This window comes from Erwinia sp. 9145, assembly GCF_000745075.1.
Classification (GTDB): domain Bacteria; phylum Pseudomonadota; class Gammaproteobacteria; order Enterobacterales; family Enterobacteriaceae; genus Erwinia; species Erwinia oleae.
Window position 1 is genome coordinate 2,212,103 of sequence record NZ_JQNE01000001.1, and the last position, 21,528, is coordinate 2,233,630.

At 50.2% G+C, this 21,528-nt stretch carries 16 protein-coding genes; 1 reads left to right on the plus strand and 15 read right to left on the minus strand.

What is annotated here, in order from left to right:
* Positions 1-119: 119 nt before the first annotated feature.
* Positions 120-4,064, plus strand: a complete 3,945-nt coding sequence (gene putA / locus FA91_RS10745; RefSeq protein WP_034915582.1) for a trifunctional transcriptional regulator/proline dehydrogenase/L-glutamate gamma-semialdehyde dehydrogenase — start codon at positions 120-122, stop codon at positions 4,062-4,064.
* 212 nt (positions 4,065-4,276) lie between these two features.
* Here the strand turns inward: putA and FA91_RS10750 are convergent, their stop codons facing one another.
* From FA91_RS10750 to FA91_RS10820, 15 genes are all read right to left on the minus strand, one after another.
* On the minus strand, positions 4,277-5,350 hold the full coding sequence (locus FA91_RS10750) for an acyltransferase family protein (protein WP_034915584.1): 1,074 nt from the start codon (positions 5,348-5,350) through the stop codon (positions 4,277-4,279).
* Between the two features lie 131 nt (positions 5,351-5,481).
* Positions 5,482-6,579 (minus strand): acyltransferase family protein, encoded by a 1,098-nt coding sequence (locus FA91_RS10755; RefSeq protein ID WP_034915587.1) that lies wholly within the window; start codon positions 6,577-6,579, stop codon positions 5,482-5,484.
* Between the two features lie 130 nt (positions 6,580-6,709).
* Positions 6,710-7,462 carry an L-cystine ABC transporter ATP-binding protein TcyN gene (gene tcyN, locus FA91_RS10760; protein ID WP_034915589.1) on the minus strand — a complete coding sequence of 251 codons (753 nt, stop codon included), beginning with the start codon at positions 7,460-7,462 and terminating at the stop codon, positions 6,710-6,712.
* A complete protein-coding gene (gene tcyL / locus FA91_RS10765) occupies positions 7,459-8,127 on the minus strand; it encodes a cystine ABC transporter permease (protein WP_034915591.1) in 669 nt (222 codons plus the stop codon). The genes tcyN and tcyL overlap by 4 nt, the downstream gene beginning before the upstream one ends.
* Positions 8,127-8,930 (minus strand): cystine ABC transporter substrate-binding protein, encoded by an 804-nt coding sequence (tcyJ, locus tag FA91_RS10770; RefSeq protein ID WP_034915593.1) that lies wholly within the window; start codon positions 8,928-8,930, stop codon positions 8,127-8,129. Before tcyJ ends, tcyL begins: the two co-directional genes overlap by 1 nt.
* Before the next feature lie 161 nt (positions 8,931-9,091).
* Complete coding sequence (locus FA91_RS10775; protein WP_034915596.1) at positions 9,092-10,078, minus strand: D-cysteine desulfhydrase; 987 nt, start codon at positions 10,076-10,078, stop codon at positions 9,092-9,094.
* Positions 10,079-10,170: 92 nt separating this feature from the next.
* Positions 10,171-10,674, minus strand: coding sequence for a flagella biosynthesis regulatory protein FliZ (fliZ, locus tag FA91_RS10780; RefSeq protein ID WP_034915598.1), 504 nt, complete (start codon positions 10,672-10,674; stop codon positions 10,171-10,173).
* A 43-nt stretch (positions 10,675-10,717) separates the two neighbouring features.
* Positions 10,718-11,440, minus strand: a complete 723-nt coding sequence (locus FA91_RS10785; protein WP_034915600.1) for an RNA polymerase sigma factor FliA — start codon at positions 11,438-11,440, stop codon at positions 10,718-10,720.
* 142 nt (positions 11,441-11,582) lie between these two features.
* Positions 11,583-12,551: an HNH endonuclease signature motif containing protein gene (locus tag FA91_RS10790; RefSeq protein WP_034915601.1), complete on the minus strand. Its 969-nt coding sequence runs from the start codon at positions 12,549-12,551 to the stop codon at positions 11,583-11,585.
* Between the two features lie 264 nt (positions 12,552-12,815).
* The gene (locus FA91_RS20095; protein ID WP_051937134.1) at positions 12,816-17,864 is read right to left on the minus strand and encodes a glycosyltransferase; all 5,049 of its coding nucleotides are present in this window, start codon (positions 17,862-17,864) and stop codon (positions 12,816-12,818) included.
* The gene (locus FA91_RS10800) at positions 17,848-18,519 is read right to left on the minus strand and encodes an NTP transferase domain-containing protein (protein WP_034915603.1); all 672 of its coding nucleotides are present in this window, start codon (positions 18,517-18,519) and stop codon (positions 17,848-17,850) included. Before FA91_RS10800 ends, FA91_RS20095 begins: the two co-directional genes overlap by 17 nt.
* Positions 18,495-19,100, minus strand: coding sequence for an HAD family phosphatase (locus tag FA91_RS10805; RefSeq protein ID WP_034915607.1), 606 nt, complete (start codon positions 19,098-19,100; stop codon positions 18,495-18,497). The genes FA91_RS10800 and FA91_RS10805 overlap by 25 nt, the downstream gene beginning before the upstream one ends.
* Entirely contained in the window at positions 19,097-19,861 is a 765-nt protein-coding gene (locus FA91_RS10810; RefSeq protein WP_034915609.1) for a class I SAM-dependent methyltransferase, read from the minus strand. The genes FA91_RS10805 and FA91_RS10810 overlap by 4 nt, the downstream gene beginning before the upstream one ends.
* A gap of 199 nt (positions 19,862-20,060) precedes the next feature.
* On the minus strand, positions 20,061-20,261 hold the full coding sequence (locus tag FA91_RS10815) for a transposase domain-containing protein (RefSeq protein WP_034915612.1): 201 nt from the start codon (positions 20,259-20,261) through the stop codon (positions 20,061-20,063).
* A gap of 132 nt (positions 20,262-20,393) precedes the next feature.
* The gene (locus FA91_RS10820; RefSeq protein WP_034915614.1) at positions 20,394-21,332 is read right to left on the minus strand and encodes a flagellin; all 939 of its coding nucleotides are present in this window, start codon (positions 21,330-21,332) and stop codon (positions 20,394-20,396) included.
* Positions 21,333-21,528 lie beyond the last annotated feature (196 nt).

A 21,528-nucleotide genomic window follows, 5' to 3' on the forward strand; every position in this document is an offset into this window, starting at 1 on the left:
TTTGCAGAAATTGCGGTTTTACTCTGCAAGCCAGATCACATTTAACATGGTTGCACAAAGTTGCAACTTAAGTGATATTGCTTGCCATCAATGACAGCGTTGTTAAAGGAGTTTCAGGCATGGGCATGACGACCATGGGTGTAAAACTGGATGATGCCACACGTGAGCGTCTCCGCACCGCCGCCGGACAGATCGACCGCACCCCGCACTGGCTGATTAAACAGGCGATTTTTAACTATCTGGAACAGCTGGAGAAAGGCGACGTGCTGCCTGAAATTACCCCGCAGAGGCAGGAAAATGAGGATCGTGCAGAAGAGGAGCCGCGTCAGCCGTTTCTCGATTTTGCCGAACATATTCTGCCACAGTCGGTATTGCGCGCCGCCATGACCTCCGCATGGCGTCGCCCGGAGACGGAAGCGGTGCCGATGCTGCTGGAGCAGGCGCGTCTTTCTCCGCCGCTGGCAGAACAAACCCATCGTATGGCGTACCAGCTTGCCGAGAAGCTTCGTCACCAAAAAGGGGCAACCGGCCGCGCCGGCATGGTGCAGGGCCTGTTGCAGGAGTTCTCTCTTTCATCACAGGAAGGGGTGGCGCTGATGTGCCTGGCGGAGGCGCTGTTGCGCATTCCTGATAAGCCAACCCGCGATGCGCTGATCCGCGACAAAATCAGCAACGGCGACTGGCAGTCGCATCTGGGCCGCAGCCCTTCCCTGTTCGTCAATGCCGCGACCTGGGGGCTGTTGTTTACCGGCAGGCTGGTTTCGACTCACAATGAGGCCAATCTTTCCCGCTCGCTGAACCGCATCATCGGCAAGCGCGGCGAACCGCTGATCCGCAAAGGCGTGGATATGGCGATGCGCCTGATGGGCGAGCAGTTCGTGACCGGCGAAACCATTTCTGAGGCGCTGGCTAATGCGCGCAAGCTGGAAGAGAAAGGCTTCCGCTATTCGTATGACATGCTGGGTGAAGCAGCGCTGACCGACCGGGACGCCAAAGCCTATCTCCTCTCCTATCAGCAGGCCATTCACGCCATTGGAAAGGCGTCTAACGGTCGCGGCATTTATGAGGGGCCGGGCATCTCGATCAAGCTTTCGGCGCTGCATCCGCGCTACAGTCGCGCGCAGTATGAGCGCGTCATGGAAGAGCTTTACCCGACGCTGAAATCATTAACGCTGCTGGCCCGCTCTTACGATATCGGCATCAATATTGACGCCGAAGAAGCTGACCGGCTGGAGCTGTCGCTGGATCTGCTGGAGAAACTTTGCTTCGAACCGGAGCTGGAAGGCTGGAACGGCATTGGCTTTGTTATTCAGGCCTACCTGAAGCGCTGCCCGTTCGTTATTGATACGCTGATCGACATGGCGCAGCGCAGTCGCCGCCGCCTGATGATCCGCCTGGTGAAAGGCGCCTACTGGGACAGCGAAATCAAGCGAGCGCAGATGGAAGGGCTGGAAGGCTATCCGGTTTACACCCGCAAAGTGTATACCGACATCTCGTACCTGGCCTGCGCGCGCAAGCTGCTGGCGGTGCCGAACCTGATCTATCCGCAGTTCGCTACCCACAACGCCCATACGCTATCGGCCATCTATCAGATGGCAGGCAATAACTACTATCCGGGGCAGTATGAGTTTCAGTGCCTGCACGGTATGGGCGAACCGCTTTACGAGCAGGTTGTCGGCAAAGTCGCCGAAGGCAAGCTGAACCGCCCCTGTCGCATTTATGCACCGGTGGGCACCCACGAAACGCTGCTGGCCTATCTGGTGCGGCGTCTGCTGGAAAACGGCGCCAATACCTCGTTTGTGAACCGCATTGCCGATGCCACCTTGCCGATCGACGATCTGGTTGCCGATCCGGTGAGCGAGGTGGAAAAACTGGCGCGCCGCGAAGGCGTGGTCGGACTGCCGCATCCTAAGATCCCGCTGCCGCGCGATCTCTACGGCAGCGAGCGTGTGAACTCATCAGGCCTGGATCTGGCTAATGAGCATCGCCTCGCCTCGCTCTCCAGCGCGCTGTTGAACGGCGCCATGCAGCCGTGGCAGGCTGCACCGGTTATTGATGGCGAACGGCAGGAAGGCGAACGTCTGCCGGTTGTTAATCCCGCCGAGCCTGGCGATGTGGTTGGCTACGTCCAGTACGCCAGCGAAGCCGATGTTTCCCGCGCGCTGGAAGCCGCGATTAACGCCGGGCCAATCTGGTTCGCCACGCCGCCGCAGGAGCGCGCGGCGATCCTCCTGCGTGCGGCCGTATTAATGGACGGACAGATGCAGCGGCTGATCGGCTTACTGGTGCGCGAAGCAGGTAAAACCTTCAGCAACGCCATTGCTGAGGTGCGGGAAGCCGTCGATTTTCTCTACTATTACGCCGGACAGGTGCGTGGCGATTTTGATAACGAGACGCATCGCCCGCTGGGGCCGGTCGTCTGCATCAGTCCCTGGAACTTCCCACTGGCGATCTTTACCGGTCAGATCGCCGCCGCGCTGGCGGCAGGCAACAGCGTGCTGGCAAAACCGGCCGAACAGACCTCGCTGATTGCAGCCGAAGGCGTGGCGCTGCTGCATGAAGCGGGCGTGCCGGTCGCTGCTCTCCAGCTGCTTCCCGGCCCGGGTGAAACGGTGGGCGCGCAACTTACTCAGGATCCACGCGTGCGCGGCATCATGTTCACCGGCTCCACCGCCGTCGCCACGCTGCTTCAGCGCGGACTGGCAGGTCGGCTGGACCCGCAGGGACGCCCGACGCCGCTGATTGCGGAAACCGGCGGAATGAACGCCATGATCGTTGACTCCTCGGCGCTGACTGAACAGGTAGTGATTGATATTGTCGCCTCCGCCTTCGACAGCGCCGGTCAGCGCTGCTCTGCCCTGCGCCTGCTCTGCATTCAGGAAGATGTGGCGGAGCATACGCTGCAAATGCTGCGCGGCGCGATGGCCGAATGTCGGATGGGTAATCCGGAGCGTCTTTCAACCGATATCGGGCCGGTGATTGATAAAGAAGCCAAAGAGAATATCGATAAGCATATTCAGGCGATGCGTAGTAAAGGCATGAAGGTATATCAGGCTGCCTTCTCCCATCCGCAGGACAGTAAAGAGTGGCAGACCGGCACCTTTGTGATGCCGACGCTGATTGAACTGAATGCGGTGGCGGAGCTGGATAAAGAAATTTTTGGCCCGGTTCTGCACGTGGTGCGTTTCAAACGCAGTGAACTGCCGACGATTGTCGAACAGGTCAATGCCTCCGGTTATGGTTTGACGCTGGGTGTGCATACGCGTATTGACGAAACAATCAATCAGGTTACCGGCAGCGCGCGGGTGGGCAATTTATATGTAAACCGCAATATGGTCGGCGCAGTGGTTGGCGTGCAGCCGTTTGGCGGCGAAGGGCTTTCCGGCACCGGGCCGAAAGCAGGCGGACCGCTCTATCTTTATCGCCTGCTCTCTTCGCGCCCCGACGATGCGTTGCGTGTGACGCTCGACAGGCACGACGGCGAGCGCCCGGTGGAAAGCACGCTGCGCACCGCCCTGCTGTCGCCGCATCGGGCGCTGAGCGACTGGGCGCAGGACAGACCGCAGCTTGCTGACGTGTGCGACCGTTTCGCCAGCCTGACGCAGAGCGGCACGGTTCGTCTGTTACCCGGCCCAACGGGCGAGCGCAATACGTTTACCCTGCTGCCGCGCGAACGCGTGCTGTGTCTGGCGGACAACGAAGAGGATGCGCTGGTCCAGCTTGCTGCGGTGACCTCATCGGGCAGCCGGGCGCTGTGGGCCGATGACGATCTGCATCGCGCGCTGCATACATCGCTTCCCGCTGAGGTGCAAAAGCGGATCGATTTCGCCGCGCAGCCGTTGGACGCGCAACACGACTTTGATGCGGTAATCTACCATGGCGATGCCGATCGGCTGCGCGAAGTCTGTGAAACGGTTGCGTTACGGGATGGCGCGATTGTGTCGGTGCAGGGTTTTGCGCACGGGGAAACCAATCTGCTGCTGGAGCGTCTGCTGCTGGAGCGTTCGCTGAGTATCAATACCGCCGCAGCGGGCGGGAACGCAAGTCTGATGACGATTGGCTGAGACAGGTTTGAAAGCAAAACCTGAGACCTGCTACGTGAAAGACGTCCTTAAGGTTGATCACCGGGGCGCCTTCCCCGGCGGCTTCGCTGTCGCATCCCTGCGGCAGCGATCCGGCTCGTCGGAAACCTTAATGTCGCCCGTCTGGAACAGCGTTGCCTGTGAAATTTTGCACCACGCGCATGTATGCGATGAAGCGTCACTCTTGACTGATATCAGCCATGCAGCTTCATTCGCAGCAGTCTGGGATAGATAAACAGCCCTTTACCCGGCCCATGATTCAGTAGCGTCCAGACCGCCACGGAGCAGCCAATACACACGCCGACCATCACGACAGGGAAAGCCACCGCCCAGAGCATTGAAAACGCCTGGCTGGAAAAAAGGTCGTGCCCGGTCGCAAACAGAATGGTGGACATACCAAAAAACTCAATAAAAATACGATGCAGCACGTAAATTTGCAGCGTGTTCTTACCTGTCCAGTTCAGCCAGCGCAGGGTGAACAGCCGATTCAACAGCCGGCAGGCCGCAATGCAAAACAGAATGGCAAGCGTGCACATAAAGATGCTTTCAGGTAGCCCGAGCAGCGCGTGAACGGCGGCCAGCGCAATCAACGTAGCCCAGCGCCATCCGTTACCGCGATGCCATTCACTCCAGCGTATCAGCGTACTGCTATAAAACACGCCAAAAAGGAAGAAAACAAAATATTGCGACAGGCTCTCCGGCCCCCAGCCAGGGATCACGTTGCAGATAGCGGCATAGTTCAATCCTACTGCCATCAGCATCAGCGCGGGTTTGAAACGGTGAAAAAGTTTGGCAAACACGAAAAACAGCGCCAGCGCGTACAAATACCACGACGAGCTCATCGCCAGCAGCATCAGCTTAATAAATTCAGCCGGTGTTGCGGCCCAGGCGGCGTTGAGATTACCGGAAAGCTGCTTGCCCATGATTTCGCCAGAGACGCCGTCAATCATCAGCCACTGGATCAGACCCCAGAGAAAATAGAGATAAAAAAGATTGGTGACCCGGCTGGTAAAAACCTGTTTCCACTGGCGATTGATTATCGCATTAGACGCTAAGAGTCCGGAAACAAAAAAGAAAGCGGGCATACGCAATGGCGAGAGCGTGTCATTAAACGCGATCCATATCTTTGCCGGAAGCGTTCCCGCAGTAAGATAGTCAATGGTATTTGCATAGCCGGGGAGTACAACATGATAGAGCACGACCAGAATTATACAGCCGCCTTTCAGGCTGTTAATCCAGGCTATCTCTTTATTATTTTCTGGCTTCATTAAATGACTCCTGCTGATGTGTCATAAAAAGGATGAAGAATAAAGTCATTAATTTTTTTATTATTTACTGGTACAAAACAGCGGATATAAAAATAATCAGGGCCGATGTTATCGGCCCTGTAAAGGAGTGTTTAGTGATTGCCGGGAGCCTCTGTCACCGGCTGCGGCTTTTTCATCAGGCGCGGATACAGGAACAGCGCCCGCCCGGGCCCACGATTCAGCAGCATCCAGACCATCAGCGAAATCACCGTACAGAACGCGACGGCCAGCACCGGCAGCGTCAGCGCCCAGGCAACAGAGAAGGCGGTATTGCTGAACAGCTCGTATTTTATTGCCAGCGTCAGCATCGTCAGGCCAAGCAGCTCGATAAAAATGCGATGCAGCACATAAATTTGCAGCGTATTGCGGCCGATCCAGTTGAGCCAGCCCATATTAAAGCGGTTGTTCAACGCACGGCACACAACAATGCCAAATACGATGGAGAGCAGACAGTAGAACAGGTTCTTATTCAGTCCCAGCCCCACATGGTGAACAAGCCCCAGAACAAAGAACGACCCCAGAATCAGGGCATTTCTGCGTGTCAGGAAGCTCAGTTCAACCAGCTGATGGCTCAGGAAGGCGCCGGTCAGGAAGTAAATGAAATTCTGCGAGACGCTGGCCGGGCCCCAGCCCGGAATCAGGCTAAACTGCGTGGCATAATTCACCGCAACGGCAGCCAGCAACAGCGCATATTTCTGCCGGTGAAACAGTTTTGCAATCACAAAATAACCTGCCAATGCATAGAGATACCACAGGCTGGTCATCGACATTACCAGAAGTTTAATAAACTCCACGGGTGATTCAGCATAGGCTGCATTTTTTGCCGAGGAGAGCTTTTCACCAATCAGATTGGCAGAAATATTATGAATGCTCACCCACTGAATAACGCCCCATAAAATATAGAGATAAAGAATATTACTGAACTTTTTAGTAAATACCTCACTCCATGACTTTTTAGTAATGGCGCTGGCGGCCAGCAAACCGGAAACAAAAAAGAAAGCTGGCATACGTAATGGTGAGAGGTGTTTATTAAAGGCCACCCACATTTCGGCGGGCATAATGCCTGCGGTAAGATGCTGAATTGAAGGGGCGAATGTCGTAATAATAGTGTGGTGCAGCACCACCAGTAATATACACCCGCCCTTCAGCGTATTAATCCATAGAACTTCTTTTTTTTCGGCAGACGCCATATGTTTAACCCAGTAGACATGACAAAATTTAACGAATTATTTCCTTTTGCGGGAAAAAACACTATGAGGTTACTCTTAAAGAAGCAGTAATGCTGAGGGAGAGCGCCGGGGAAACCGGCGTTATTATTATTCAGGCGTTAAGGAATTTTTCCAGAAACTGACGGGTTCGCGGCTGCTGCGGCGCGGCAAAAAGCGTTTTTGCATCGCCCTGCTCCACAATGCGTCCCTGGTCCATGAAAATGGCCCGATCGGCCACGTCGCGAGCGAAGCTCATCTCATGCGTCACGATAACCATCGTGCGCTTCTCTTCTGCCAGCGCGCGGATGGTATTCAGTACTTCACCCACCAGCTCAGGATCAAGCGCGGAGGTTGGCTCATCGAACAGGATCACCTCCGGACGCATAGCCAGCGCACGGGCGATGGCGACACGCTGCTGCTGACCACCTGAGAGACGACGCGGGTAGCTCTCTTCTTTACCGTGCAGTCCCACTTTCTCCAGCAGCTGACGCGCGCGCGCGACAGCTTCACTTTTTGGCTCTCGCTTAACGATGGTTGGCCCTTCAATAATGTTCTCCATTACTGAACGATGGGGAAACAAATTAAAGTTCTGGAATACAAAGCCAACCTGCTGACGCAAACGGCGTACCTGCTCTTTTTGACGCTGCATGCCCAGCGCCGCATCTATGGTGATGTCACCCACCTTTATGGTGCCGCTGTCCGGCTCCTCAAGCAGGTTGATACTGCGCAACAGCGTGGTTTTACCAGAGCCACTCGGGCCGATAATCGCCACCACTTCGCCGGCCTTCACCTCAAGATCGATTCCATGCAGCACCGTCTGTCCGTTAAACTGCTTAACCAGGTTGTTAACTTCAATGGTACTCATTTCGACTCCCGATCCTGACGGTTAACGCGGTCTTCCAGCCTGCTTTGCAGCATCGACAGGAGCGTAGCCATTACCCAGTAAATCAGCGAAGCAGCCAGATACATGGTGAAAACTTCCAGCGTGCGCGAGGTGATCAACTGCGCCTGACGAAACAGCTCAGGCACCTGAATGGTTGCCGCCAGCGAGGTATCCTTTACCAGACTGATAAAGCTGTTGCCGAGCGGTGGCAGCGCCGTTCTGGCCGCCTGTGGCAGGATCACGCGGCGCAGCGTCTGCCAGCGGGTCATCCCGATGCTTGCCGCCGCTTCCCACTGCCCGCGCTCAATGGCCGCAATGGCACCGCGCAGGGATTCGGACGCATAGGCCGCCGTATTCAGCGACAGGCCGATCATGGCGGAGGGAATGGGGTCCAGCTCGATGCCAAACTGCGGCAGGCCGTAGTAAATCATAAACAGTTGCGCAATCAGCGGCGTACCGCGAAAAATCGAGACGTAGATGCGTGACAGCCACGCCACAGGCCAGAAAGATGAAAGGCGCATCATTGCCAGTAAAAAGCCCAGCAGCAGCCCGAAAAACATGCCGCCGATACTGAGCTGAAGCGTGAAGAGCGCCCCTTTCAATAAAAATGGTGCTGAATCCAGCACCAGTTGCAAACTTTCCTGCATTATTTCGTTACGTCCGCGCCAAACCATTTCTCAGACAGCTTCGCCATCGTACCGTCTTTCTGCATCTCCGCGATGGCCTTATTAATGGCTTCCAGCAACTGCGTATTGCCTTTACGCAGCGCCACGCCGGCTTCCTGACGCGAGAAAGCGTCGCCCGCAGCGGCCAGGGTATTACCGGTTTTCTTCACCAGGTCCAGCGCCGCCAGACGGTCAACCAGAATGGCGTCGGTACGGCCGATGCGCAGATCCTGATATTTGGTCGGGTCATCATCATAAGTACGGATATCCACGCCCTTCACGTTTTCACGCAGCCACTGCTCATAGTTGGAACCCAGACCTACACCGACTTTTTTTCCTGTCAGATCGGCAGGTTTAGTGATACTGGCAGCATTCTCTTTTTTAGTCAGCGCCTGAATACCGGAAATGGTATACGGCGTGGAGAAGTCATATTTCTTCTTGCGTTCGTCCGAAATCGTTACCTGATTGATCACTACGTCAATACGTTTTGAATCCAGCGAAGCCAGCATGCCGTCCCATTTGGTCGGTTTCAGGCTGGCCTTAACGCCGAGATGCTGCGCCAGCGCCTGGGCGAACTCAACTTCGAAACCGGTCAGCTTGCCGCTTTCGTCCTGGAAGCTGAACGGGGGATAGGTGCCTTCCAGACCAACCAGCAGCGAACCACGTTCCTTCACTTTATTCAGCAGGTTTTCATCTGCGGCAAAACTGTGTCCAGAAAAACCAGCGACCAGCGCCAGAGACATAACGCCCATCACCAGTTGGCGACGCACCAAAGAAAAATTCATAATGGCTCCACGGTATTATTTGTTATTTGGAACACGGCGGTTCCGTCTGTGTCAGTGCCGGAAAGAAACGATCGCTTCACGGCAATACGTTGTCGACACGAAGAATCTATTCGACCCTCTGAGTTTATACCAGATGCCACTGTCATCTTTTTAGTTCTTATTTATACCGAATGATGATAAGCAAATAACGCCGGCGCGCCGCCGGTGTGAATAAAAGCGATGGGCCCGTCGCGACGGAAGCGCTTCTGCGTAATACCGTCAAGCAGGCCAGCCATCGCTTTGCCGCTGTATACAGGATCGAGAAAAATACCTTCAAGCCGCGCCAGCAGCTTAATGGCTTCCATGCCTTCTTCATTCGGCATGCCGTATTGCGGGGCATAATAGTCATCCCAGAGCGTGACCGGCGCGGCGGTGGTGAGGGCAAGCGAGGCGGCCAGCGCCTGCTGAATGGCGACGACTTTTGGCTGCTGATCCGCCACGCTGCGCGACACCGTGACGCCGACCAGTTCGGTATCGGGCAGCAACTGCTCAAGACCCACGGCCAGCCCCGCATGGGTTCCTGCGCTGCCGGAAGCGACCACTACCGCCGCGAAATCCACCACGCCCTCGCTTTGATGCGCGATCTCCTGCGCACACTCCACGTAGCCCAGCGCACCCAGCGCGTTGGAACCGCCAACCGGCACGATATAGGGACGGAATCCCTGCGCTTCAAGGCGTGACGCCTGCTCTTCCAGCTGCGCATCGGGCGCGTGCAGCGCATCGACCATAATCACTTCCGCATCGAGCAGATCGAGCAGCAGACGGTTGCCGTTAGTCAGGTAGTTGTCGGCAGCGGTGGCAAGGGGGTTTTCCAACAGCGCCACGCACTTCAGGCCCAGCTTTGCCGCGACGGCCGCCGTCTGACGAACGTGGTTCGATTGAATGGCGCCGGCGGTGAGCAGAACGTCCGCGCCCTGACGCAGCGCGTCAGCGGCAAGAAACTCCAGCTTTCTGAGCTTATTACCGCCGAAGGCAACCGGCGTCAGATCGTCACGTTTGATAAAGATGTCGCGCCCCAGATAGTCGGACAGACGCGGAAGATGCTCCAGCGGCGTTGGCGCGCCGAGCAGTTCAACTTTTGCAAAAGAGTGTAAGAGATGTAAGGACAATGTGGCCTCCCGAAAAGGGCAACGAATTATCCTTACAGTTTTACAGTAAGAGAGGCAAAAAAGTAACGAAAAAGGTCTTCACCCACGCAGGCCTATGCCTGTTGCCAACCCAAAAACTGATCGTACTTCCGCAGCGCAATGCGGTAGTTATTGTTTCCCGCATCCGGCAGATCGTCTTGCAGGCGCTCATGCCAGCTACCGCCGCGCAGCTTCTCCAGCGGATAGTTTTTCGCGGAGAGCATATCGTCCAGCCGACGCAGCCGCACCACGTATTCGCGAATGGTGCTGTGGCTCATTTCGGTCTGTTCAAACAGATACTGTTTAAACGCCATAATATCGAAGTAATTCGGATGTGTGTTGCAGAAAATATCGCTACAGAAGCGGCAAAGCGCCGTCAGCTCATTCTGAAGTTTTAACCAGACCTGATCGTCGATCAGCTGATCCATCCGGGCAATAGCCTCTTTATTTATTATCTGACCACGAAACACCAGCGCCATACGATCCAGCACTTTGCCGCAGTGCGAACAGTTACTCTGGCTGTGTTTGTAGTCTTTCAAATAACGGCTCAGTGGCCTCATTTTTGTTTTGGATCCCATTTTTGAGTCCCCGGTTGGTGTTGAGAGTGCAAAGCTGACTCCGTCAGCGCGCTCCCGTTAACCGGGCGCGCAGGCGTTTAATCGCCTGACTGTGCAGCTGGCTGACGCGGGATTCCCCCACCTCCAGCACTGCGCCAATCTCTTTCAGATTCAGCTCTTCCTGGTAATAAAGCGTCAGCACCATTTTTTCGCGGTCGGGCAAGGCCTCAATCGCTTCAATGACGCGTTCGCGCAGATTCCCTTCCATAAGCTGGTGTAATGGATTCGCCTCTTCATGGCCTTCCGTTACCAGCTCGGCGCTGTCGCCGTGTTCTTCACGAAATTCGTCGTAGGAGAACAGCTGGCTGTTATTGGTATCCAGCAGGATCTGCCGGTACTCCTCTAACGAAACCTTTAACTGTGTCGCCACTTCCTGCTCGGTCGCGGTGCGTCCCAGCGACTGTTCGACCTGATGCATCGCACCAGCCACCTCACGCGCGTTACGTCGCACGCTGCGAGGCGCCCAGTCACGGCTGCGCAGTTCATCCAGCATCGCGCCCCGGATTCGCTGTACGGCGTAGGTGGTAAAGGCCGTGCCCTGAAGTGCATCGAAGCGTTCCACGGCGTTCAGCAGCCCTATTCCTCCAGCCTGTAGCAAATCATCCAGCTCAACGCTGGCAGGCAATCTGACCTGTAGGCGAAGCGCTTCATGACGTACCAGCGGTACGTAGCGCTGCCACAGCGTGTTTTTGTCCATCACCCCATCGGCGGTATAGAGATCGTTCACTCTGTCTACCCTGCGTTAGTTAAGTTATCGGCACGATTATCTGTTTCTATAGGGACTTTTGATTGGGGGAATAGCGCTAAAAAAGGCGGTTTATTTCATTTTGTTTAAGTAAGACGGCGCATCGCGCCGTTGGAGACGGGATTTAAAGCAAAAAGCGCAGTTTCTCTCTGGTGGCCTGCGGCACCTGTGGCCAGAGCGCGCAAACTTTTCCGGTGATGTGCTGATAGGAAACGCTGAGATCTTCTGCCAACGGCATGCCCTGCCGCAGCTGTACGACCCCGCTATCGCTATCGATCGTCAACAGGCGGTTGATAAAAAGACGCAGCAGATCGCTGCGTAAAAAGAGGCCGTTATCCACGCCGTTGTCGTGCAGAAAACCGTCTTCATTTTCCGTTGTATCAATGTGACAGGCTTCCACCCAGGGATGCGGCGCATTTTCTGCCAGCGGCGTGCCGGTGATAACGCAGCCGCCGTAGCGTGCCTTAACCGCCGCCGCAAACTCCGCCTGGCTGGCGCGCTGCCAGACCCGCGTTTTCACCTGCCTGCCCACCTGCGTACCGGCGATAACGCCCGCAGGCACACTATGCAGCGGGCTGGTCAGCACCACGATAAACTGGATGCGGCGCGAAACAGTGAAGCAGGCGTGCGCCTGCGGGTCGAAGAGTTGCCACAGCCCCTCCTCGCCTTCCTGACGCATCAATGCAAGCCGGTAACCGCGGCTGTTGATCAAATTTTGCGCGGCAGCCGACGCGGGATCGAGCATGGCGTAAACGCGGCTCTCGCCCATGACCTTCCAGCGATTTTCCAGCTTTGCCTGCTCAGTGCGGCGAAAATAGAAAAACGGCAGTTGCAGTTTGAGGTAATGTTCCATGCGTCGCAGGTAATTTTTGCGTTCGTTATCATTAGAGATAAACAGCAAGTCTTCCAGCGGACTGTTGGTTTCGTCGTTGGCGAAGACGGCGCGGATCACCAGATTACGGTAGCTGGTGGACGGACTTAGCAGCGCGCGCGCCGTCAGCTCTTTCTCTTCAGGGAACTTGATCGCATAGCGCCGGGCAATCTCTTCAAAGCTCAGCAGATCGCCCGGTATCAAATCAACGTTGAAGCGCATCGGGATACTCCAGAAATTATCAGTTTTATGCTCACTGGAGCACGATCGAAAGTTATTCATTCGTTATCGGCAATGTGCGGAGATCCTATACGTTATTTAAGTAGGATTAAGTAATAAAGGTGCAAATCCTCTTCACTATTCTACAAGTTGCTCCCGGTAAAAGGCTTGCAGGCAAGCAGCTTTTAAATGCGCGATCCGCGTCAAAGAAAGTTATTTCCAGTAATCTGTTAAAAAAAATGGTGAGCATGCTCACCATTTTCCCTTTTAAGGTAGCCAGATTTTAGCCCATCGCTCAAGTGGCTCGCCTGTCAACATCCACTGACTAAGCACCAGCTCTTTTAACGCATCACCCGTTCGCCATGATGTTTCGCGATCGTCCAGATGCATTTCAATTGCATCTGCCCAGTCTTTAAATCTGTTGCGGACGCGAGTCACAGGCATGTCATAACGATAGCATTCAATATCACTACAAATAACCGGGTAGCCGCATGCTCCGTATTCAAGTAGCCGTAAATTACTTTTACAGCGGTTGAATTCGTTATCTTCTACGGGCGCTAATGCCAAATCCAGATTAAGTGAGGCAAGTTTAGCGGGGTAATCATCAATACTCACACCCGGATGGTATTCATGTATATAAGGCATGAGTTTAGGCGGGCACATTCCCATAAATACCCATTCCACCCGATTGGCAAAAGCTTTAACCACATCGACGATCATCTCAAGATCGCCAGTATGACTCACGCCCCCGGCCCAGCCAACCCGCGGTTTACGACCTTGTCCGCGCAGACTGACAAGATTGCTCCACTTATCGCAAGGCAGACGGTTTTCAACAATTTGAATATCGTGATGCGCTCCATCGAATCTGTTAGCCAACGCGGCCGTCGATACAACAAATCGGTCCATCATGCTCAAACTTTTACGGATAGATTTAAGAATATCCTTCGGCATATCGGCACGATGCACGCTCTTGACCGGTAAATTTGGCAGATAATCATCTAATTCAAATACCTTGAAAGATTTTATGAATTTAGCAACCCTCGCGGCCCATTCATGAAACTCCGGGGTAATTTGACGTTGCAAAACCAAACTATCAGCATCTAAATGAGAAAGTTGAGGTATGTTAATTAAATATTGAGAGAGATTGCCCTGGATAAGGCCCGCATCACGCATTGCTTCAAAGGGTTTTATGATACGGTAATTACCGCAACCAGTAAGGTCAGCCATAGTTGCCACGACCTGGGGTGCAGGTTTCCAGAACACAGGACGCCATGTAAAAAGGCTGTCTGACATGAGTTCAAAACCCTCGCCAGATAATGACAGGCAATTATTGTATGCAGGATCGTTGGCTATCAACGGTAACCATTTTTCATACATAGCATCCTGCTCACTGGTAAAACGTTTATGTTTTACTTCAACCGTTGCAGAGTCAACTTTTTTCTGACTTACGCTGCCTTCATGCATTACATGTGCATAGGGAGTCCAGACAGTTAAATACCCTCTCTCTCTGACTTTCAGACAGAAATCAATATCATTATATGAAACACGGAAATTAATTTCGTCCAGTCCACCCACTTCTTCATAGATATCTTTACGCACCATCATACATGCCGCTGTAACAGCGGTATAATTTTGATCTGCAACCAGGCGATAAAGATACCCTGTTTCGTCACCCGATCTCCCGATGAAAGGATGTTCCGCAGGCCCGCGAAGACCCAGCACTACGCCAGCATGCTGAATACGACCGTTAGGATAGAAGAGTTTTGCGCCAACAATACCCACTTCCGGGCGCATAGCATGATTAAGCATATTCTGTAACCAATCATTCTGGATGATTGCTGTATCATTATTGAGTAGAACCAAATACTCACCCAGTGCTTGCTGTGCCGCCATATTATTCATTGCTGAATAATTAAAGGGTTTTGGATATGGGATCACACGTATGCGGCGTGGATCTATTTCAGAAATACCTTTTAACCATGCCAACGTTTCAGGCAGTTCGCTGTTGTTATCAACAATCAAAATCTCGTAATTTAGGTAACTTGTTTTTTCCATTAACGTTGTAATACATGTTATTAATAATGGAAGTTGGTCCTTGGTTGGGATGATAATGGAAACCAAAGGATTTTGCTGAACATTATAATGCAAACGCCACACGCCAGGCATATCTGAAGTAATACTGGCATCAGTAAAACCTCTGTTATTAAGATGTTTTTTTATGACAGACTTTTGATCATCATTATTCTTTAACGTATAGGATTCGCGCTTAAATGTAGGTTCTTCTAAATGTCCAATAGTCTGAATTCCGTAATATTCAATAAGCCGTGTAATATATTCAAACTGCATAGCCTGAGGATAGTCAGCAGTGAACCCTCCCAGTGAAATAAATACCTCTCGTTTAAAAATCCAATTCTCAGCCATAATGGAAGGCAGGCTAAGTAAGAGGTCGAGATTGAATTCAGGATGCAAGGCGACACTGGTCATGCCATCATTATCATTTAATAGCATATCAGTAAAAATTGCCGCACAATTATTTGCCAATGGCAATTGCAACTCTGCGACCAATGCACCGCTTTGAGTGAAAGACTCCCCGGCATTCATTACGGTAAACCAACCACATTCACTATCCTGAATTAATTGATTGATACTATTGGCAATCGCATCAGGATGAACATTCATTATGTCCACTGACTCATCATTCAGGTCAGAACCATTAGTATTAATTACAAAAGGGATCAGCTTAAGCATTTGGTTCTGATCGTTATGTAATGCGATATTTTTTAGCGTCTCATCATAAGCCAGCTTTTTATCATCGACTAAAATTACACAAACAACTGACGTTACAGTAGTGTTTTTAGACTGGTAGTCTTCGACAAATTTTTCCTGAATTGCACTGAGCGTTCTTTTTTCCAACCATGCCTCAATACCCCTGTCCGTTTCATCAACTTCATTGATATTGATATTTTCTGTACGCATAAAAAAGGAAATGTTTTCTGTAATATCTCTCATTTCATGCGTACGGCCATCACTGACAACTTTTATATTAGTTTGACCATCACTATCAGGATGAAAAGGAAGAGTTAGCTCGCGATTAAAAACGCTATCGATAACTAATTTCTTTACCGGTATATCATTAATGAATACAGTCGTGTTAAATGGGAAGTTATCATACTGCTGACGTTCAAGCACAGAGAGATTTAATCTTAGAAAAGAATCCCCGGGTTTTACATCATCAATTGATGCGTTCATTGTAAAACAAGCACTGTCGCTCATCATAAACCAGTCTTTTCCGGGATTTCGTACCACTCCCCTGGCCGGAGTAACGTTAAGTGCATCTGATGTCCACAGGGTTTCACCATTAGCCTTATTATTCAATGAGTTTTGAATAAATGCATCTACATCATTATACTTAAGCAACGAAAGAGCCGCTCTCTCTCCCGCACGCAAAACCATGCAGCCAATTTCGTTTCTGGCCAATTTTTTTATTGCGCGTGAGATCTGATGAGCACTGCCCGGCAATTTTCCCTGATCTGCATCAATCAGTAATGTGACTCTGTGACGTGCGGAAACATTCGCTGCTCCAGACTGCCAGTGTTGCCAATCCACATACTCGTTTCCGACAGTCTGACCGCTCAACGTATTATCGATGATTGAAAGCCGACAGAAAGAAAACCTCTTCTGCATTTTCGAAAAAATATTACGCTTCTCTTCAACAGACGTTTTCTGACCAAAAATGACAATATCAAGTTTGGGCTGTTTAGAAATAGCATCGGCAACGCGATTAATTGACTTACCATCCTGGTAAATGCCGTGTAAAAATTTTGTACGTTCTTTCTGAGCTATTTTGCAGCAATCTTCATGACGTTTAAAAGCATGGCGTATGTGATTTAAAAATGTTTTATCATCGCTAAACTCTAATCCAATATCACGCCAGGCATTTCCAGGAGCATCAGGATTATAATCCCAATGAGATACCTTTTCTGTGGCAGAATAAAGAATAATTGGGCGATCAAGCGTCATAAACTCATAAATCAGTGAGGAAGCATCAGCTATCAAAATATCTGCTTCTACAAAACTTTCAGCGATACTGGCCTCAGGATTATCAATAAGTTCAATCAATGGATCGTCAGCACACTGTTCGCGCCACTGTTGCATAAGCTGACGGAAGATATCCTTATTGACAACAAAGCCGTGCTCATGTTGGACAATGGCTGGATGAGGTTTGATGATAATTTTGGATTCAGGATATACAGAACGTACCAGTGAAACAACACGCTCACCAAAGAACACTGCTGAGCTAATTTCAGGATTATATGTGGGTGCAAAAAGAAAAGTTGGATTAAGTTTATCCGCAACTTTTTTCTCAATTTGAAAAACCTGGTCAACCCATGAGTTTCCGGTTATCAGAAATCCTTTACGCGGCTGGACATCAGAAAGCAAAGTATCTTCAATATCCCAGGGGCTTCCACACATATAATCTGCAAAATTATATTGACTTTCGGCAAAGCCATAACGTGTAACCGACCCATGACGCATTCCAATAAGCAGCACGTTATTTGCATCACAATAGTCGCGCCAGTATTCAACGGACCAGCCATCAGCTACTGCAATAACATCCGGACGCCATGATATAACCTCATCAACTGATAAAGTTACTATGCTATTTTCAAATAATTCTGAAAGTGGCTTCAGGGAACGAAAATGAAATGGCATACTACCAAAACATGCCAGCTTTAATGTGCTATTTTTCTTTGGATGAGCACTCCATACAGGCAAATTAAAGGTTAGAAAATATTTTTCATCTGCACTTTCTTCGACCTTCCCCGTATAACTTCCTTTGTATTCAAGCCCAAGCATTTCTGACAATGAAATATCACCTGAGCGTTTTTCTTCATCAGAGACAACAACCAACATGCCATCTTTTTTAAGTAATTTTGTTGCTTTTAGAATAGCTCTAAGTTGTTTTTTTTGACTATTAAATCCCTTTAACCCATCAGAAAATAAGACACAGTCATAGGTATCTTCACATTCGAAATGGAAAAAATCATTATTCACTAATGAAACATTATTGACATTATTTATAGAAATTTTTTCTTGCACATGGCTTAAACATGGCAAACGACTATCCAATCCCACAACATGCTCAAAAATAGCTGAAGCGGTGATGCAATTGTCACCATACCCTATATTTATATCAAGAATGTTTTCTTTCGCACACTTAAGGACGTTGAATATAGTTGATAGCGTCAAGCAGGAATCTTCATCAATGCTTTTCGAAACTTGAGTGTCAATATAGCCATTAGTTAATGAATGCATTGTTCCTCCAACCATCATTCATGATTTTTTTCGCCATATCCAAATCCTGAATAGTATCAATATCAAACGCATTGATATTGCACAGTGGAATAGGTAAAAAATCATTTAAGGACTGATATACAAAAATCTGTTCATTAACAACCATATTCGTTCCAATAATAGCAATACCAGTCCATTCCAAGTTAAATGAGGTGTCACGAGTAAAACCAGTGACATTCATACCTTGTGAATCAACATTAACACGTACGCCATCGCTGGTTGTAAATGATGATACGCCTATAAGATGCTCAAAATCACTTGTTGCAGCCATAAACTTATTAAAACTTTCATCTTCGATAAGTGTATCAGCATCAATGATTAAAAATCTCTCTTTCAGATGCTTTGAAACCCGCCAGATACTTTGCAATGTATTAGTTTTCATGTAGTCCGGATTACGGACAATTATACAATCTGGACGTATTTTAATTGCTTCCTCGATCACATCCTCTTCCTGAAACCCTACCACAACCCAAACATTTTCAACGTCTGACAGTCTTTCCAGGTGATAACTTAGCAATGTTTTTCCAGCAACTTCTATAAGACACTTGGAGCGATTAAGCCCCAATCTGGAACCAATTCCAGCCGCGCTGATTACAACGTTTTTAATAGGCGACATAATGAGCCCTCATCGTAAACGATAAAATCACTGAGTTTGCAAAGTATATTGTTGGGTTTATGCGTCGCCCCGAAGGCAATTCGCCAGTCTGATTCTTCAAACATCGGCACGTCGTTCATGCCTTCGCCTACAGCAACAATACGGTCGAAATTTTCACGTAAGCTTCTTACCGCATCAGATTTGTTAAGAATATGGCTTATACCGCATAACTCTCCTGCTTCATTTAATCGGGCAGTAGAAGTAAAAGCGTTGATACCCAGCTTTTCCAGAAGTGGTTTAACCCAAATATCAAGGTTGCCTGTAACAACAAAGCATTGCCCTGGGCGCTTAATTATGAAATCTAATATTTTCGTCTGAAAATTCACTTCCTTTTCCAAAACTTCATGAATCCAATCAATATTAGCATCTTTTAACAATCTTACGCGCAGCTTAAATGATTTTTCAAAAGGTAAGATCCCGGCAATAGTTGCCTGAGTCAAAGCAGATATTTCATCATCAAGCCCAACCGAGGTAGCTATCAAAGGTAATAGCTCCTGTTTAGTTAATGTGCCATCAAGGTCAAAGCAATAAGCCGTCTTCATAGCGTCTCACTCCTGCATAGCAGACTATATTTTTGTCGAGTCTCTTTACGTTTTTCCAAATCATCGGAAAATAATTTCTTCCAGGGTTGCATGTAAAAAACATCATCAGCACATGCTTTTTTTATAATTTCATTCAACTCATCTTCAGTGCGGTAAATTGCGGAGTAGTTATAATTAAGTTCTTCTGAAAAAACATCCTGAAGTGTTAACCTGACACTTATTGCAAGCGGCTCTCTTAAATAAATTCTTCCATTTTTCGCGCAAAGACTAACCGCTTTTTTTAAAACTTGCAGACAATCATTATCGTTAAGGTACATTAACACCCCAGAAATAATCACAAATTCATAAGGTGGCGGAACAATTAACTTCTTCTCTTCAAGCTCGGTTACAGACATAACTTGAAAATGTGTCTTTTTCCCGTTTTTAACGTTAATTTTTTTTGCTTTTTCGATTAATGATGCGGAAAAGTCTATCCCCAGATAGACGGGTGGTTGCGTTTGATCAGCAAAGAATTTTGCCCAACGTCCAATTCCACATCCCATGTCTAACACGCTTTCCACGCAGGAAATTCCCGGGAAAGAAGCAAGGGTTGCTTTTTCGGCAACATCTCGCTTTTCAACCAGTTCGGGCTGTTCATCCTGATACATGGTTGCACTTAAGGGATTGATATATGAACCCAGTCCTCGAGCATCGAAAAAAGCCTGCGTTGACTTATAGTCGATATCGACTGCTTCTTCATTAACCCTTCTACCCTTCGTCATAGTAAAGCCCTTTAGAAACTCTATTGATGGAATTCTATGCGCACATACGTTTCACCAATGACTTGATAACAGGCTTTCTTTATGGGTAATTAAGTCAATTAAGCAAAAAAATCCACTGCACAACAGGGATGCTTGTCAGTTGAGCTTTTCGGAACGCCGCGCGGGCTGAGGACAATATCAAGATGTGAGACGAGCTGATTCATGGAAAGAGAACAGAAGAACGCCTGCCGGTAACGGCCAAAACCATCATTTCCATGGGCAGGCGGCGTTTACGTATCTTAACGACCCCGTTATCAGCCAGACACTCATCAACGAGTTCAGGCGAATGCAGGTCAGAGAGAGAGGAGAACTCTTTCGGTGAGAACTTGAGAACAGCGTCGAGGGCCTGGCTGAGCAGCATAAAAAAATCCGTAATCCTCTATGAGAGATTACGGATTTCACACAGCCACTGAATCGTTCAATCGATCTTTTAGTCTTAACTGATCGCTATTACTGCATAGTAGTGACTTTTATCTTGACTGAAATTGAAAAATTAACGCAGCAGGGACAGCATGGTCTGCGGAACCTGGTTGGCCTGAGCCAGTACGGACGAGCCGGCCTGCTGGAGGATCTGCGCACGTGACATGTTCGACACTTCCGTCGCGTAATCCGAGTCCTGAATACGGCTGCGGGCTGACGACAGGTTGTCCACCGTGTTGTTCAGGTTGGTGATGGTTGATTCAAAACGGTTCTGCGACGCACCCAGCAGGCTGCGCTGTGAGTCAACCGATTTGATGGCCGCATCGATATCGGCCAGCGGCGTGCTGCCTGATGCCGTACCGGATGCGCCACCGGTGACCTTGCCTTTCAGCACGTCAAAGCCGACCGCTTCAGTGGTACGTGCGTTGCCGTTAACCGTGTCGGTGCCTGACGCCATGGCTTTGGTGTTCAGTGCCGTGCCGCTGCTGAGACCGGCTGCCGCCAGGTTGTAGCTGTCGCTTTTGCTGATGGTGATGGCGATCTTCTCGCCGTCTTTTGAACCCACCTGGAAGTTGTAGTCGGTTGAGCCCGAACCGGTGTTCAGCACCTTGATGCCGTTAAAGTCGGTCTGCTTGGTCACGCGGTTGATCTCTTCCATACGCTGGTTAACTTCAGCCTGGATGGAGTCAATATCGGATGCAGAGTTGGAGCTGTTCTGTGCCTGAACGGTCAGGTCACGCACGCGCTGTAAGTTGTTGTTGATTTCTGACAGTGCGCCTTCAGCGGTCTGTGCCAGCGAGATACCGTCATTGGCGTTACGCGCCGCCACGGTCAGGCCGTTGATGTTGGAGGTGAAGCGGTTGGCAATGGCCTGGCCCGCTGCATCATCCTTCGCGCTGTTGATACGCAGACCGGAAGAAAGACGCTCGATCGCAGAGCCCAGTGAAGCCTGAGATTTGTTCAGGTTGTTCTGTGTGGTCAGAGACAGGGTGTTAGTGTTGATCACTGCCATGATAAAATTCCTTAAAAGGTTGGGTATGGGTCAGGTTTCTGGCTCATGGCCGTACCGCCTTCAATAAAATTATCGTCACGGCGAAAAAGATCTTTAGGGGTAAACAGCAGAATTTACGGGAATAATGCCGGAAATAACCGGCGCCGGCGTCATGCACTTTTCGGAGGGACATCAGCGGGCGCCCTTGCGGCAGCCG

Excerpts from the sequence above, each read along its gene's own strand:
- FA91_RS10755 (WP_034915587.1), bottom strand. The coding sequence starts at position 6,579 with ATGGCGTCTGCCGAAAAAAAAGAAGTTCTATGGATTAATACGCTGAAG.
- tcyJ (WP_034915593.1), bottom strand. The coding sequence starts at position 8,930 with ATGAATTTTTCTTTGGTGCGTCGCCAACTGGTGATGGGCGTTATGTCT.
- tcyL (WP_034915591.1), bottom strand. The coding sequence starts at position 8,127 with ATGCAGGAAAGTTTGCAACTGGTGCTGGATTCAGCACCATTTTTATTG.
- fliZ (WP_034915598.1), bottom strand. The coding sequence starts at position 10,674 with ATGGGATCCAAAACAAAAATGAGGCCACTGAGCCGTTATTTGAAAGAC.
- FA91_RS20095 (WP_051937134.1), bottom strand. The coding sequence starts at position 17,864 with ATGCATTCATTAACTAATGGCTATATTGACACTCAAGTTTCGAAAAGC.
- FA91_RS10750 (WP_034915584.1), bottom strand. The coding sequence starts at position 5,350 with ATGAAGCCAGAAAATAATAAAGAGATAGCCTGGATTAACAGCCTGAAA.
- FA91_RS10790 (WP_034915601.1), bottom strand. The coding sequence starts at position 12,551 with ATGCGCTTCAACGTTGATTTGATACCGGGCGATCTGCTGAGCTTTGAA.
- FA91_RS10820 (WP_034915614.1), bottom strand. The coding sequence starts at position 21,332 with ATGGCAGTGATCAACACTAACACCCTGTCTCTGACCACACAGAACAAC.
- putA (WP_034915582.1), top strand. The coding sequence starts at position 120 with ATGGGCATGACGACCATGGGTGTAAAACTGGATGATGCCACACGTGAG.
- FA91_RS10800 (WP_034915603.1), bottom strand. The coding sequence starts at position 18,519 with ATGTCGCCTATTAAAAACGTTGTAATCAGCGCGGCTGGAATTGGTTCC.
- tcyN (WP_034915589.1), bottom strand. The coding sequence starts at position 7,462 with ATGAGTACCATTGAAGTTAACAACCTGGTTAAGCAGTTTAACGGACAG.
- FA91_RS10810 (WP_034915609.1), bottom strand. The coding sequence starts at position 19,861 with ATGACGAAGGGTAGAAGGGTTAATGAAGAAGCAGTCGATATCGACTAT.
- FA91_RS10815 (WP_034915612.1), bottom strand. The coding sequence starts at position 20,261 with ATGCTGCTCAGCCAGGCCCTCGACGCTGTTCTCAAGTTCTCACCGAAA.
- FA91_RS10805 (WP_034915607.1), bottom strand. The coding sequence starts at position 19,100 with ATGAAGACGGCTTATTGCTTTGACCTTGATGGCACATTAACTAAACAG.